The sequence below is a fragment of the Chthonomonas sp. genome, assembly GCA_016788115.1.
Classification (GTDB): Bacteria; Armatimonadota; Fimbriimonadia; order Fimbriimonadales; family Fimbriimonadaceae; genus UBA2391.
Genome location: JAEURR010000003.1, coordinates 244,101 through 258,606 on the forward strand (window position 1 = coordinate 244,101; position 14,506 = coordinate 258,606).

Annotated in this window: 16 protein-coding genes; 1 reads left to right on the forward strand and 15 read right to left on the reverse strand. The window is 61.4% G+C overall.

Going from position 1 to position 14,506, the window contains the following annotated elements; translation table 11 throughout:
- Positions 1-70 precede the first annotated feature (70 nt).
- Both JNM85_01420 and rocF read right to left on the reverse strand, forming a co-directional pair.
- The gene (locus JNM85_01420; GenBank protein MBL8086712.1) at positions 71-1,057 is read right to left on the reverse strand and encodes a KpsF/GutQ family sugar-phosphate isomerase; all 987 of its coding nucleotides are present in this window, start codon (positions 1,055-1,057) and stop codon (positions 71-73) included.
- Positions 1,038-2,003 (reverse strand): arginase, encoded by a 966-nt coding sequence (gene rocF, locus JNM85_01425; protein ID MBL8086713.1) that lies wholly within the window; start codon positions 2,001-2,003, stop codon positions 1,038-1,040. Before rocF ends, JNM85_01420 begins: the two co-directional genes overlap by 20 nt.
- Positions 2,004-2,049: 46 nt before the next feature.
- On the opposite strand from rocF, the gene pdxT reads away from it, so the two are divergent.
- The gene (gene pdxT / locus JNM85_01430) at positions 2,050-2,622 is read left to right on the forward strand and encodes a pyridoxal 5'-phosphate synthase glutaminase subunit PdxT (protein MBL8086714.1); all 573 of its coding nucleotides are present in this window, start codon (positions 2,050-2,052) and stop codon (positions 2,620-2,622) included.
- Positions 2,623-2,755: 133 nt separating this feature from the next.
- Here pdxT and ribD read toward each other — a convergent pair whose 3' ends face one another.
- The 13 genes from ribD to pilM all read right to left on the reverse strand — a co-directional run bounded on the left by ribD (position 2,756) and on the right by pilM (position 14,418).
- Entirely contained in the window at positions 2,756-3,757 is a 1,002-nt protein-coding gene (gene ribD / locus JNM85_01435; protein ID MBL8086715.1) for a bifunctional diaminohydroxyphosphoribosylaminopyrimidine deaminase/5-amino-6-(5-phosphoribosylamino)uracil reductase RibD, read from the reverse strand.
- Complete coding sequence (locus JNM85_01440; GenBank protein MBL8086716.1) at positions 3,708-4,031, reverse strand: hypothetical protein; 324 nt, start codon at positions 4,029-4,031, stop codon at positions 3,708-3,710. The genes ribD and JNM85_01440 overlap by 50 nt, the downstream gene beginning before the upstream one ends.
- The gene (locus tag JNM85_01445; GenBank protein MBL8086717.1) at positions 4,022-4,663 is read right to left on the reverse strand and encodes a ribulose-phosphate 3-epimerase; all 642 of its coding nucleotides are present in this window, start codon (positions 4,661-4,663) and stop codon (positions 4,022-4,024) included. Before JNM85_01445 ends, JNM85_01440 begins: the two co-directional genes overlap by 10 nt.
- Entirely contained in the window at positions 4,660-6,411 is a 1,752-nt protein-coding gene (locus JNM85_01450; protein MBL8086718.1) for a PASTA domain-containing protein, read from the reverse strand. The genes JNM85_01445 and JNM85_01450 overlap by 4 nt, the downstream gene beginning before the upstream one ends.
- Positions 6,408-6,611, reverse strand: coding sequence for a hypothetical protein (locus tag JNM85_01455; protein MBL8086719.1), 204 nt, complete (start codon positions 6,609-6,611; stop codon positions 6,408-6,410). Before JNM85_01455 ends, JNM85_01450 begins: the two co-directional genes overlap by 4 nt.
- Positions 6,608-7,630 (reverse strand): 3-dehydroquinate synthase, encoded by a 1,023-nt coding sequence (aroB, locus tag JNM85_01460; protein ID MBL8086720.1) that lies wholly within the window; start codon positions 7,628-7,630, stop codon positions 6,608-6,610. The genes JNM85_01455 and aroB overlap by 4 nt, the downstream gene beginning before the upstream one ends.
- Positions 7,627-8,148, reverse strand: a complete 522-nt coding sequence (locus JNM85_01465) for a shikimate kinase (GenBank protein ID MBL8086721.1) — start codon at positions 8,146-8,148, stop codon at positions 7,627-7,629. Before JNM85_01465 ends, aroB begins: the two co-directional genes overlap by 4 nt.
- A 66-nt stretch (positions 8,149-8,214) precedes the next feature.
- On the reverse strand, positions 8,215-9,867 hold the full coding sequence (locus tag JNM85_01470) for a hypothetical protein (GenBank protein ID MBL8086722.1): 1,653 nt from the start codon (positions 9,865-9,867) through the stop codon (positions 8,215-8,217).
- A 42-nt stretch (positions 9,868-9,909) separates the two neighbouring features.
- Positions 9,910-10,593, reverse strand: a complete 684-nt coding sequence (locus JNM85_01475; GenBank protein ID MBL8086723.1) for a hypothetical protein — start codon at positions 10,591-10,593, stop codon at positions 9,910-9,912.
- Positions 10,594-10,627: 34 nt separating this feature from the next.
- Entirely contained in the window at positions 10,628-11,371 is a 744-nt protein-coding gene (locus tag JNM85_01480) for a hypothetical protein (protein ID MBL8086724.1), read from the reverse strand.
- The gene (locus JNM85_01485) at positions 11,371-12,192 is read right to left on the reverse strand and encodes a hypothetical protein (protein ID MBL8086725.1); all 822 of its coding nucleotides are present in this window, start codon (positions 12,190-12,192) and stop codon (positions 11,371-11,373) included. The genes JNM85_01480 and JNM85_01485 overlap by 1 nt, the downstream gene beginning before the upstream one ends.
- Positions 12,193-12,198: 6 nt before the next feature.
- Complete coding sequence (locus tag JNM85_01490; GenBank protein ID MBL8086726.1) at positions 12,199-13,155, reverse strand: hypothetical protein; 957 nt, start codon at positions 13,153-13,155, stop codon at positions 12,199-12,201.
- A gap of 9 nt (positions 13,156-13,164) precedes the next feature.
- Positions 13,165-14,418 carry a type IV pilus assembly protein PilM gene (gene pilM / locus JNM85_01495; protein MBL8086727.1) on the reverse strand — a complete coding sequence of 418 codons (1,254 nt, stop codon included), beginning with the start codon at positions 14,416-14,418 and terminating at the stop codon, positions 13,165-13,167.
- Positions 14,419-14,506: the final 88 nt, after the last annotated feature.

Below are 14,506 nucleotides of genomic sequence, written 5' to 3' on the forward strand. Positions count from 1 at the left end.
GCCTTCCGTGGTCGGCAGTTGCATTCAGGACGCCTGCTCTGGCCAAAAAGCCGCAGGAAAATACCGGCACTCAAACGATGCCGCAGCGAAGCAAATCTTTGAGGACGAGGAGCCCCAGTAGGGTGCCGTCCGCATCGACGACGGGCATCTCGCCCACCTTTTTCGCAAGGTTCTGGAACACCTCTAGGGCCTCGATGGCCATGAGTTCCGGCTCCAACGTCCAGCGGGTGGGGTTCATCATGTCCGAGGCTGTACCCGAACGCGGGTCTTCGCTTTCGAGGAACCATCGCCGCAGGTCGCCATCGGAAATGAACCCGAGCAAGTGCCGCCGTTCATCGACGACGCACGCCGCACCGGCACCCGCCGCGGTGATCGCCCGCATAACGGTGACGACCGCATCGGCAGGCTGAACCATGGCCACATCGTCGCCCGAGCGCATGACGTCTCCGACCGTCAGCAGCAGCCGCTTCCCTAGCGCACCGCTCGGGTGGTACCGGGCAAAATCTTCACGCGTGAACCCGCGCAGTGTCATCGCGGCGATCGCGAGGGCGTCGCTGAGCGCGAGCATCGCGGTGGTCGAAGTCGTCGGCGCAAGGTTGTTCGGACACGCCTCTTCCCGAACGCCCGTATCGAGCACCAAGCTCGCTGCTCGGCCCGCGCTTGATTCGGCTCGCCCAGTCATCAGGATCGTTCGTGCACCAATCGCCCCCAACGGGACGAAGAGGTTGACGACTTCATCCGTCTCGCCGCTGTGCGAGTACAGCAGCACGATGTCGTCCGCCGTGACTTTGCCCAGATCGCCATGGACGGCTTCCGCCGCGTGAAGGAACAGCGAGGGCGTTCCCGTCGAACTGAGCGTTCCCGCCGTCTTCCGAGCAATGTGTCCCGACTTGCCGATGCCACACGTGATGACCCGGCCCGGGCACTCGACGAGCCACTGGACGGCCGTCACGAAAGCGGGATCGATCGATGCAGCAAGTTCGTTGAGAGCGCGACCTTCGGCCCGAAGCACGTCGACAATCACCGACCGCGCAAGGTCAGAATTGAACGCGGTCATGCCCCTCAAGGATCTGCTTGCCGAAGAGCGAGCAAAGCCATTCGACCGCAAACTTGGCCGTCATATTGTTGGCGTCGAGAAGCGGATTCACTTCGACGACATCCAACCCAACGAGTTCTATGTCGTGCGTCATAGCGGCTTGATGCAGCAGCTCAGCCAGGAAGTGGCCCTCCCGGTAGCTCAGCCCTCCCATCACGGCCGTGCCCGTCCCTCCGGCAAACACCGGGTCCAAGACGTCCACATCAAAGCTGATCCAAAGTTTTTGGCCCTTGCGTGCCTTCATCCAGTGCACAAACGCATCCACCACTCGGTCCACGCGATGACGGTCGATGTCTTGCATCGTCGTCGCAAAGCAGCCCGAGAGTGTCGAGATAATCATCCGCTCGCCGTGATCCACCGCGCGCAGGCCGAGCCACGCGATGTGGTCCCGTTTCAGCCGCGTCATGGGGATCACGCACTCGATCAGGTGTCGCCACTGGGCTCCCAGGATTCCATCCGAGTTCGCAGGCAGGCCAAGCAGCGCGGCCACCGGCATCCCGTGGAGGTTGCCGCTGGGCGAGCTTTCGGGGGTATTGAGGTCGGCATGAGCATCGATCCAGAGGACACTCAGTTCGCCGTTCGTCGCTTCGAGGGCACCCGAGATCGAACCGATGGAGTTGCTGTGATCACCAGCCATCACGACGGGGACGTTCCCACTCAAAATCGAATCGCGAACCGTCTGCTTGACGAGTTCGTACGAAGACACCGCGCCTGCGAAGTTCCGTAGGCCGTCCTGGGTAATTGGTTCCGGGTCCGGTTCGGTCTCCAGATCGCCGAGGTCTCGCCACTCGAGCCGCAAGTCAGTGAGGGCCTCGTGCAGTCCGGCAATGCGCATGGCGACGGGCCCGAGTGCGCTCCCCCGGGATCGGCCACACAGATCAAACGGAACGCCGATCAGGTCCAACATGCAGGCTCATTGTACTTCGGTACACTCTCGGGCGTCCACCACGTCCATGAGCCAGACCACCGTCGGAATTGTCACCATCCAGGGCGACTTCGAGAAGCATGTTAAGTCGCTTCGTGCGCTGGACCCAGGCATGGATATCCGCGGGCTCAAGACTCCCGAGGACCTCCAAGGCGTCGATCGCGTCATCATTCCTGGCGGCGAGAGCACCACGGTCGGCATGCTCATGCAGCGGTTTGGCCTCGGGGATGCGCTCATCGAGCGTGTCCGAGCCGGAATGCCCATCTGGGGCACGTGCATGGGCCTCATCCTGCTTGCCAACGAGATTGAGGGCCACGAGCAATACAGCCTCTCGCTGCTGGACGTGACGGTAAGGCGCAACGCCTTCGGGGCCCAGGTGCACAGCTTCGAGGATTCGGTCGATTTCGAGGGGTTGCCCGAACCCGTTCTCGGCGTTTACATCCGCGCACCGATCATCACTCGGCTCGGTGACGGAGTTCAGGCACTCTCACACTACGACGGCAAGTGCGTCGCCGCGCGCCAAGGCCACGTGATCGGGACTTCATTCCATCCAGAACTAACGGATGACACGCGTCTGCACGCCTGGTTCCTGGGGCTCTAACAGAGTTTGGCCCCGCGCTGAGGGGAAGCGACGGGGCCGTGGGGTATTTGGAGAGAAGAGTCTGTGCTCCGAATCATTGACCACGATGCGACAGTAGTTGTTCCAGACTATTCTCAATTTTTTACCGAGCGGTCTACTGTCCGTTGAGTCGCTCGTACACAAGCTCTATGTCGGGGCCCCAACTATGAGTTCTCCTCAGCTTGAACCGCTCAGTGATGTCAACCGCCGGTCCGGTACCGGTCCAAGTTCGACCCTCCAAGAACAGTGTCGGCGCGACAAAGAGGTGGATCCGATCGACCAGATCCGCGCGCAAGAACGAGCCGATCGTGTGGCCCCCACCTTCCACGAGCAACCCAATGTGTCCGCGCTCCCTCAGCCCCGCGAGGATGGCGTGTAGGTCGACACTCCCGGTCACATGCCAATGGTTCTCGTCCGCGAATACAGTGGCTGTCCTTGGGAGCATCGCCGTCGGGTCGAGAATCACGCGCAGCGGTTGGTTGACCACCCCCGGGACGCGCGCCGTCAACGCCGGGTTGTCCTGCTCGACGGTCGCCCGGCCGACGCAGACCGCGCCCATGCGGGCACGCAGCCGGTGCCCCTCCTCACGCGCCTCGGGACCGGTGATCCACTGACTTGTCCCATCGGGTCGGGCAAGGTAACCGTCCAACGTGATCGCGGCCTTGACCGCTACAAACGGACGGGCTTCGCGGTGAGCAAACAAGAACGGTTCATTCGCAGCGGCTGCCTCTTCGCCGCACTGCCCGACCTCGACTTCGATCCCCGCCTCGCGGAGCACTTGGACTCCGCCTCCGGCGCGCGGGTTCGGATCTGCGACCGCGACAAACACCCGGCGCACTCCCGCCGCGATCAGGGCCTCGGTGCAGGGTGGTGTTCGTCCGTGGTGCACGCACGGCTCGAGCGTCACGTATACGTCGGCTCCGCGTGCCGCTTCACCCGCTGCTTGGAGCGCGACCACTTCGGCATGGGCTCCACCCGCATGGTCGTGAAATCCGGTCCCCACAACGACGCCGTCGCGGACGATCACGCAGCCGACGTGGGGGTTGGGCGCAGTAAACCCTTGGCGACTAAGGTCGATCGCCTGCCGCATCATCGTCCAATGTGCGTGGTCGTTCATGATCTCTGAGGCTCCCTTCTACCAAGTGCTTGAAGTTGTCTACGGTGTCCTCCATGTACTCGCGCCGGGTCTGCCGTGCGACCAGCAGCGCCAGGTACGCCGTGACCAGGAACGAAGTGCACACAATGCCGAAGTACACCACCATGCGCAAGCCGTGTTGGATCAGGACCGCGCGGATATTTGAGTTCGGCGCAGGACCGACGACCCAAGGCCAGGCGATCAGCAGCCCGACGCTCAACAGCAAGAACGCGGTCGTCCACCGATTCAGGGCCATGCCGATCGCAACGCCTGTACGGCGCTCTCCATGGGACCACGGGTGAGGTAGCTACCGACGACAAAGACATTCGCGCCGGCGGCCTTGGCTGTCGCCGCGGTCGTGTCGTCTATTCCGCCATCTACCTGGATCGGCAGGTCTGGCCGCCAACTTCTGAGGCGCTGCACCTTTTCCAAACAAGACGGGATCAGCGCTTGGCCACCCCATCCAGGATTCACCGTCATGACCAGTGCCATGTCCATCACGTCCAGCAATGGGCGCAAAGCTTCGACATCCGTGCTCGGGTTGATCGCGACTCCTGCCTCAATCCCCATCGCGCGAAGTTCGGAGCACAGTCGGTGCGAGTGGATGACCGCCTCGACGTGAAAGATGATGCGAAAACAGCCCGCATTCGCAAACGCCTCGAAATGCCGCTCAGGGGTCATCGTCATCAGGTGGGCCTCAACCGGGCAACTCGCGATCTCCACAGCGCGCTTCGCCAAGTCCGCTCCGAAGGTGATCGGTGGCACGAACTGACCGTCCATCACATCCAAATGAATCAGGTCTGCCCCCAGCCCGCACACCTCTTCGATCCGCGGCCGAAATTCCGCCGGGTCAAAGCTCAGGATCGAAGGAGCCAGAAGCGTCTTCATGTTCGAGCCTCGGCGTCTGCCTGTTCCTTCGGCGCGTTGCGCTGTGCCACAAACTCCCCGTCATAGAAAATCTTGAAAACAACATTGTCACCGTAGCCTGCGGTGCGGACTGTGATGACGTCGCCCGGCTGATGGTCCTCTTCATAGACTTGCTCGGTCCCGTTGTCGTCGATCATATCGATGCGAACGCGGACGGCGATGGGCGCAGTCAGAGTGAACGACATCTCGTATCCGCGGCGCTCTCCGCGTGACGGCTCATTCGATCCGCGCGAACCGTTGCTCACGAACATCTGAATCGTCGATCCCTTCTCGATCTGGGTCCTTGGCTTCGGATTCTGCCGCACGACTTGCCCCTTGCTGAAGTCGCGGCTCGGCACCTCCTTCACCTCAACCTTCAGATTCGACTTTGTGAGCAGATCACGAGCCTCGCGAACCTCAAGCCCTAGAACGTCCGGGATTTCCACGATTCGCCGGCCGCCACTGACCTTGGCGTATATCGTCTCGCCGCTCTTTTGCCGAGTGTCCGCGGGCGGATCAATCTCCAAGATGCGACCCTCCGGTTTATCACTAACGACCTCCTGGACCTTGAGCTTCAAACCCAGGTCTTCCAGGTCCTTGCCCGCCTGTATCGCGTTCTGGCCCACCAGGTTCGGTACGCGCACGAGCTTGGGAGACGTGACGTTCCAGAAAAGGTAAACGCCGATGAGCGCGAGAATCGCCAGCATGGCCAGATACGCCAGCGCAACGAGCCACCGTGGCAACGAATCGCTCAAATCGATCTCCTCTTCTTTCTTGGTTGGCCGAGCCTCGCGCGGCTCCTTCTGAATGACGCTCATTTTTGGCGCGACCAGTTGCGGACCAGGCTCGGGTGTCGGCGCGGGCGTGGGGCCGGTCGTGCGAATCGGCCAAGAAATCTGCTTCCCAAAGCGCAGTGCGTCTTGCAGTACCCGGAGGTCGCTCAGCATCGTTTGAGCGTCCTGGTACCGATCGTTGGGCGATTTGGCCATCGCCTTCTTGACGATTTCTTCGAGGATCGCGGGCACACCGGGGTTGGACATCCGCAGACTCGGAACCGGTGCGGTTGCGTGCTTCTCCGCCATCGAGTTCGGCGAGTCTGCACTAAAGGGGTACTTAGCGGTCAGCAGTTCGAACAGCATCACGCCGACTCCGTAGATGTCGGAACGCGGCGACAGCATCGCCCCCTGCGAGACTTCGGGCGCCATGTAGGGAGCCATCTCGGGGAGCACGATCGCTGCGGCGGTGCGGCTGCTCGCGTAGGCCGACCACATGCCAGGCAGTCCCAGCTTCACCTTGCCCTCCTGGGTGACAAAAACGTTCGCGCTGCTGACGTCGCCATGGCACTGGTTCTCGGAGTGCAGCACGCTCAACGCCTCGCAAACCCCGATTGCGGTCCCAATAGCCACGTGAGCGGAGAACGGCGCGAGCTTACGGACTTTGCTCTGAAGCTGCGTGCCCGGCGGGAGTTCACTGACGATGAAGGGTTGGCCCTCGTGCTCGTCCAATTCCATCAGCCGCTCAAGGGAGCCATGCTGAAGGGCGCTGCTTATCGAGATCACTTCGCGCACTCGGTCCAGAAACGCCGGCTCCTCGCTGAACGGAGGCTGAATCATCCGGACTTTGACTTCCCTGCCTGCCACGCGGTCTCGCACGCGGTAGGCGTGGAAAATGGGACCCTCTTCAAGTTCCTGGATGACTTCATAGCGGATGCGCAGCAGGGTGCCGATCATGCTGGTTCCTCAGGCTTGATGAACGCGGCGACCATTGCACCCAAGACCAGCAATGCGCTCAGTAAGGGCATCGGCGCAGAGTCCATTCGACGTGTCCATTCGGCTTGGGTCCCCGTCCATACCGCAACCTGACTGCCCGCGTATCCCCCGACCAAGAGGACGGCAGCAAGGGTGCCCAAAACGAGACGGAAAATCTTCATGGTAGGCCCAACAGTCGGCGCACAGCCCGAACGTCGACTTCGCTGCAAAGTTTACACGCTCCGGCCCCGGCAATCAGACTGAATGCGAGACCGGATTGGGTCGCCTTCTTGTCGCTGGCCATCCGGGCCAGCAGCCGCTCGCCATCCAGCACCGCAGGAATCGCAACCGGTAGCCCCTGCGAGAGCATGTCGCGCTCAATGTCCCCGGCTGTCCCGGGGGGAGTGATTCCCAGCGCTTCGCCAAGACGCGCCTCCGCGACCATGCCAATGGCGACCGCCTCACCGTGGAGCAAATCTTGATACCCGAGCTCGGCCTCGATCGAATGACCGATCGTGTGACCGAAGTTCAAAGTCGCCCGCAATCCGGTCGTTTCGAACTCGTCCTCCTCCACGATCCTCCGCTTGATGTCGATGCTGCGCCATACCCACTCGCCCATTTTCGGATTGCCGGGTGCGATGGGAGCGCGTCTCAGTTCCTCCAGCAGCGCCGAATCCGCAATATAGCCGTACTTCCAGACCTCCGCGCTGCCATTGATGAGCTGCCGAGGCGCGAGGGTGCCGAGCGCGTCCGGGCAAACCACCACGCGAACCGGAGGATGGAACGCACCGGCCAAATTTTTGCCGCCGCGAAGGTCGACCGCGACCTTGCCACCGACCGAGGAATCGACTTGGGCGAGAAGCGTGGTGGGAACTTGGACGACTTGCACGCCACGCATGTACGCGGCTGCCACGAATCCGACGAGGTCGCCAACGACGCCCCCGCCGATCGCGACCAGCGTCGCGTCGCGAGTGACCCTGCGTTCGGCCAACCACTCCAGACACCGCTCAAATTCAGAGATCGACTTGGAAGTCTCGCCCGACGCGACTTCATACACCAAGCGGTGCGAAAGGTGATGCCCCCAAAGCGCGGCGACCGAGGAGTCGATGAAGACGGGCTGCTCGGCGGGCAAGCTTCCAAGAAACTCGGCGAAGTGCTGCTCTTCGATGGGATAGGATCCGCGCGAGTGGTGGACGATCACTTCATCTTCTCCAGCTTGGTGAGGAGCGCCTGGGCAACCTGGGCAGAGTTGTCCCGATCGATGGGCATGCACAGGTCGGCCTGGCGGTAGATCGGCAAGCGCGACTCCAGTATTTCATCGAACCGTTGCTCCCAGCCTTCGACCTCCAAGAGCGGGCGCTTCTTGCGGCTCACGGTCAGTCGCTCAATCAGCCGCTCGCGGGGCACGTCCAGGTAAATGATCAGCCCTATGCGACGCATGTGCCGCCAGTTCTCCTCTCGAAGGATGATTCCGCCCCCCGTCGCGAGCACCATCCCTTCCGGCTGCATCTCGCGCAAGATCGAAGTCTCGTGATCCCGGAAGGTCTGCTCTCCGTAGGTGGCGAAGATCTGCGATACCGGGCGTCCAAAGCGATTCTGGAGCAACACATCGGTATCCGCGAACGAGCGCCCGCTGAGCTTGGCGAGTTCGCGACCTACCATGGATTTTCCGGCCCCCATCATGCCGATTAGAATCCAACTTTGTTGCATCTTGCTCATTGTGAAACAACGGCGCGGTGGAGCAAGTGCCCCACCGCGCCAGAGAATCGCGTCGAAATCGACGGATTAGGGAGCCAGACCGCCCATCTGATCATCTTCGACCACAATCGGGGTGACGAATATGAGGAGCTCAGAGTCGCTGCGCTGGGTGTTCGACGATCGGAACAGCTGACCGATGATCGGGAGATCAGACAGGATCGGGAATCGCGACGTGGAGGTCGTGGTTGCCTTTCGAGTCAGTCCACCGAGGGCGATCGTCTGGCCGCTCTTCACGCGGGCTACGACACCGATAGTCTGCGTCAGAATGTCGGGAATTTCTTGGCCGTCCGGGCCGCGCTTCAACTGACCGAAGTCAGCGATGGTCGGGTTCAGATACATGGTCACATAGCCGTCATCGTTGATGCGAGGTCGCACCACCAAGCCGGTATTGATCGTGATCTGCTGAGGCACCGAGTTCGTCTGGATACCGCCCGCGCCGTTGATCGTCTGGTTCAAGAAGATCGTGGTCTGGTTCTGCTGCGTGACGAACGCGGTCTGGTTGTTCAGAGTTCGAATAAGCGGAGCGTTGACGACCTTGCCCTGGCCATCCGAAAGGATGGTTCGGAGTCGCGTCGTGATGTTGCCCGTGGCGTAGTTGATGAAGATCGGGTCGCCGACGCGAGCGAAGGTGCCCGGTCGGTTGCCAGCGTTCACCGCGCCGCGTTGGTAGAGCCAGTCCATACCCAGCGATCGAGCCACCGATTGGCTGGTCGTGATGAATTCGACCTTGATGATGACCTGCTTGGGCACCGTGTCGAACATCGCCACGAGCTGTCGCAGCTGCTGGATCGCTTCGTCGTCGCCTTGCACGATCAGCGAGTTGTCGCTGGGATCGTACGTGACGCGCTGAAGCCCATCGGGAGCGAAGCCCGTGCCTGCCTGGATCGCGCCGCCACCTTGGCCGGTGTTACCACCGCCGCCACCGCCACCAAGACCCGCGCCGCCGCCACCGCCGCCGTTACCGCCACCACCGCCGCCGCGGACCTGGTTGGCCGTTTCTCCCGGAAGCTGAATGTCGTTACCGCTGTTCTGGAAGCTGCCCGAGTCGGTCGGAAGCGTGCCCTTGTCGCCCTTCACCGGAAGTGCGTTGCCGGGGCTCATGACCGCAGAACCGCCTGCGCCAATCATGACCTGTGAGGTCGGGATCTGAGTCGTTCCACGCTGATCAATCTGGAAAGTGTTGACTTCCTTGAGACCGCGGTCAGGATCAAGGGCGATGCCTTGGAAGATCGCTTCATAGACGTGGCGCACGTCGGCGTTCATGATCTTGATGCGCTCGATCTTCATCGGTCGCTTGATCGCCGTTCCCGAAGGGTTGTTCGCCAACCGTGCTGGCCGCTGGCCCGCACGAATCACGAAGACGCCATTCTCGTCGCGCTCTGCCCAGCAGCCGGCAGCTTCGCAGATGTACTTGATCGCCTCTTCAGCAGTCACGCCCGACAGAGAAAGGTTGACCTTCTCATACGGAGTCTGCGACGGGGCAATCACGAACTGAAGGCCAGTTTGTCGAGTCAGCATCTGAGTTGCCTGGAGCAGGTCTGCATCTTTCAGGAAGATGTCCACCCGCTTGGCGAGCCCGCTAACCTGAGCCCATGCGATCTGGCCAACCACCGCTAGAGCGAGTACCGCTCCGCGAGTCAGTCGTTTTGCCACGTTATTGAACGTCATAGTCGTCTTCATCCCTCTACTGTCAAATCCAAATCTCGTGCGACATTACCTGATTTAGCCTCGGCCAAAACCGCCGCTGCCGCCACCGCTACCGCCGCCAAAGCCGCCGCCGCCACCACCGAAGCCGCCACCGCCGCCGCCGAAGCCGCCGCCACCGAGACCGCCGCTGCCGCCGCCGCCACCGAGGCCGCCACCGAAGCCGCCGCCGCCGCCATTACCACCGCCGCCGCCGAAGCCACCGGAAACGATGACCGAGTTCTCAGGCTGCATGGTCGGATCCCACTCGGCATTGATCAGTCGAATGATCAAGAGCGGGTCTGCGTGGCGAATTTGGATTCGCTGCGGCATGTTGGTCGTGGTCGTCGTTGTGATCGGAGCCGTGGTGTCCGTACCACCGCCGAAGCCTGTGTCTTGCGGCTTCAGGATGATCGTGTAGATGCCACCTTCGACTCGATAGGTCGCATTAACCTGGTTCAAGATGTTGCGAAGAACCGTCTCAAACGGCGTCGGAGACGTGATGCTGATCGTCACTTCGCCCTGCACATCGGAGTTGATGGAGTACGGGATTCCGACCTGTTTGAACAGGAGCCGAAGCGCATCGCGGACGTCGGCTTGCTGGAGTTCCAGTGCCGGGACGCTCACGTTCGCCGGGTCGATCTGAGCCGTGCCCTTGATGGGGGCACCAATCAGGATCGTGCTGAGCACGCCGATTGCTGCGAGTTTCCAGAGGTTCTTCATAGTCATGGGTCCTTGTGTCTTAATTCTATCGCGATTACTCACCGGCTGTCGCGTTTCCGCCGCCGCCACCACTGTCACGGGTATCCGCGCCCGGGCCACCGCCGGCGCGACGCCCACCGCCGCCACCGCCTGTGCCTCCCGATTCGCCTCCACCGCCTCCGACATCCAGTCGGCTTGCGAGTGGAACTACGATCTCGTGCGGCAGGTCCTTCGTCGTGCGTCGCAGAACCGCCTTTTCGTTATCGATCGAAACGACCACCCACTCACCGTTATTGAGCCGGGTGCCAGGTCGAATCTCGACCAATCGGCCGTTGATCTCCAGCAACGCGGCCACGCCGTTTGCCAAAATGATGCCCGCCAACCGGAGTCCGGGAGGCGCGGGAACAATTCGAGGGGTCCCTTCGTTCGGGTCGACCTGTTCGGTGGTAGGAGCGTACAGATCCGAGAATCCTCCAAGACCTTCCATTAGCCGAGCGACGGTCTGGGTTGACTCAAACTTCGTCTCCGAAGCGAGCAGCGACCAGGGGTCTTTGCGCGGTTCGCCAACCTTGCTGCCGGCGAGTTCGCGCAGTTCGGTCATATCTGGTGCCGACTGGTCCAGGGTTATACCGGCATCAGATTTGAATGCGTACCGCTGCCCCGGAGCCAACGCCGGCGGCGCACCCGGAGTCGCCGGACCTGGAGGAGTGGTCGTCGTTGCCGTGTCGCTGCCGCCGCCGCATCCAATGAGGGCGGTCGTCGCGAGAAACGATATCAAAGCAAAGTTTTTCAGTTTCATCAGTTTGCCGCCGTCGTCTGCGCTCCAGGTCGACCAGGAGTCTCCGATGCTCGCGGAGGACCGCCAGCAGGTGCGCCACCTTCGGTGCCACCCGTCGGGCCGCCACCGGGCCCACTATTCTGATTGTCGCTCGAAGCGAGCTCCGGCACAGGGGGAGCGACCTTCGTAGCACGCAGGAATCCGACAATGCTCAACCGATAGGTACCTCGAAGCACGGGAGAAGTACCAGTAAGACTGAGACCGTCCGTCACTGCCATATAGTTCGGCAGATTGCTCCAAGACTCTACGTTCTCGGCGATCTGATCAAACGTACCTTCCACCACAATCGTGCCGAAATCGTAAACGACCACTGGGAAGTTGAGTGCGGGATAGTTGAAACCGGTTTCGACGATGTCCCGAGCCGACTGAGAGAAGTTCGGAACGACCGGACCGGTGATCACCCGAACTCCGCCCTTCTTCACCTGGGCATTGACCGCAAGCTGAATGTTATTGCGGAAGCTTCGCGCGTCCTTGACGAGCTGCCATCGGTTCACCGAGAGATCGATACCACCCTTCACCAGCGAGGCGGGCGGCGTCTTGGCATCCACAACGCCGGACCACTCTTCGTCCAGAGCCGCAAGCTTCGCTTCGGCGTCCTTGACGCGTCGTTGAGCTGCGCCACGCTTCGCGATCTCGTTATTGTAGGCAGCGGTCGTCTCAGTGTACGAACTCGCTTCCGCCATGTTCGGTGAGTAGAACATGAAGAAACCGATCGCCAGTAGCCCGACGCACAGCAGCAAGCCGCTCAGGAGCCAGGTCAGAGGATTGAAGTTCTTAAGCATGGTCGTTTATCGATCCTCCGGAGAACCGCCCTGCGAAGGTCGGCCTGGGCCACCGCCCGGTACACCCGCAGGTGGAGCACCACCCGCCGGGAGCAGTCCGGGCCCTGCCGCGGCAGGAGGAGCGGCCGAGCCAGGGCCTACCGGAGCCAGCGAGGCACGTGGCACCGGAGTGCGGAAATCGTAGTTCAGCTGCTTGTCGGCCGGGATCGAAGGATCCATGTTCAGCACGACACCAAAGGTGACTTCAGACCACTTCGGCATAGCGCGTTTGGCATCGCGGGTACCCGTTCCAAAGTTGCCCGCGCCGGTAAACCCGTCGTTAGCATCCTTGGCTTGTTCGACCAAGTAGGCGATCCGCTCATCCGGCCCCTTGGATCCGTCCGGACGCATAAATGGCGGAATCCTTCCGGCCTTCACGAGGTGCGGAAGACCAATATTATCCGTCGCGTCTAACCCAGGGACGTACGTGTCGTTCAAATCAAAAGTCGAGCGGCTGACCTGAACCGCGCCGGGGATCCGTAGGAGCGCCAGCGCAGTGTCTGCATACTGCTGGTAAGTCTGCAGGACGCCGGTAACGGTCAACAAACAACCCGTCTCAGAAGCCGGTCGCACCGACATCGCGTTCACACGCATGTAAGAAGGGATGTAGGGCTGAATGGAGCGATAGAATTCCGTGTACTTGGTGTTCTGCGCGGTCATCGCCTTGTACAGGTCCAGGTTTCGCTTGACCTCGGTACCCTGGGCGGCCTTCGCCTCCGCAGATTGCGCGAGCGCGACGACTGCATCGGCTTGCACCTTTGCTTCGTCCATCTCGACCTTCGCCGCCTCACGCTTGCCCGATGAGTAGACACTCATGAAGCCAGCAAGCGCCGCGCCGCCGATGGCGAGCAACAAGCCGAGGACAAGAAAGGTTCGGCCTCGCGCGCCTTGAGTCACATATTTTGGGAGAAGATTAAGCTTCATCGTAGTTTGTCAATCAAAAGCGATGTGAAGTGCGTTGCCGACAGCGATGGCGAACTCCGATCGGTGCGAATCTAGCTGATTCATATCCAGTCGGCGACCGGAGAGGCTGAGCCCCTTGAGCGGATCGTAATCCTGAACCTTGAGCCCAATCATGCGTTCAAGGTACTCCGAAAGTCCGCGAAGCTTTGCGCCGCCGCCGCACAGATAGATGGAATCGACGTCTCCGCCCTTGCTGCGGTAGTAGTCGATCGATCGGCGGAGCTCAGAGTAGAACTCCTCAAGGATCGCGGCCATTGCATTGTAAATCCGTGTGCTCTCTACATCGTCCGTTGGCGCAGCATCCGGAACGGGAGGTGGCGGCACGAATTCACCGGTCGTCTGATCGGCTTGAACATCGGCCGCGTACGGCTCGGCGTAAGGATTTGCCGCCGGCATCTGCATGGTGGGCGCAGGGTCCGAGGCAAAAGGATCGTAGGCCGGCGCAGCGGGTGTGCCGTATCCGCCGCCAATACCTGCGCTGTTGGGGACGCTGGCGCGGCTCTGTTTCAACGTCTCGGCTTCGGCTTCGTTGATGCCAAGATTGTCCACCAAAGCGCGCGTGATGTGGTAGCCACCGATCGGCACTTGCCGCGGCATCATCAGCTGCCCGTCCTTGTACATGTTGATGGAGGTCGTATTGTGGCCCATATCAACCACACACATCGTCTTGCCTGCGCCCGCGCCGCCGTAGCTCATCATCGCGCTTCGAGCCAGGCCCAGAGGCTCGACGTCAATTGCGTGCGGCTTACGTCCAGACTTGGTCACGACCTGGATCATGGTTTGGATCGCCGACTGCGGCGCGATCGCCATGACCACATCCATGTTGGGTGAATTCGGATCGTCGTTCGGGTACGCCCGGTAGTCGCTCTCTATCGTGCTTTCGGCGAACGGGATGTTACGACTGATTTCGTAGTTCATCGTCTCCTTCAGCTCGTCTGAGGTCATCTTGGGCACTTCGAGCGTGCGTACCAGGACGGATGCCTGACCAGCGATGGACACGACGGCGAAGGGGGCGCTTGCCCCTGCGTCCGCGGCGAGGGACTTGACGGCGGCGGCAACGGCATCGGAATCGTAAACGCCCGCGCTGTCCACCGTCCCCTCCGGAGTCGGGCCGATGTTGAGCGCGGTGATGGCAGGTTCTCGACCTTGCATCTTGACCTCCGCGATCTTGATCTGTTGACTCCCGATGTCAATTCCGAGAACAGTGTTTAGCTTTTTCGGCATACTCCAATCCGCGCCACGGTTTAATGAGGCCCCCCTATCTTACTACTGGGGTCTCAGGTGTGTCAACGACCACAGGCTGAATCTCTGA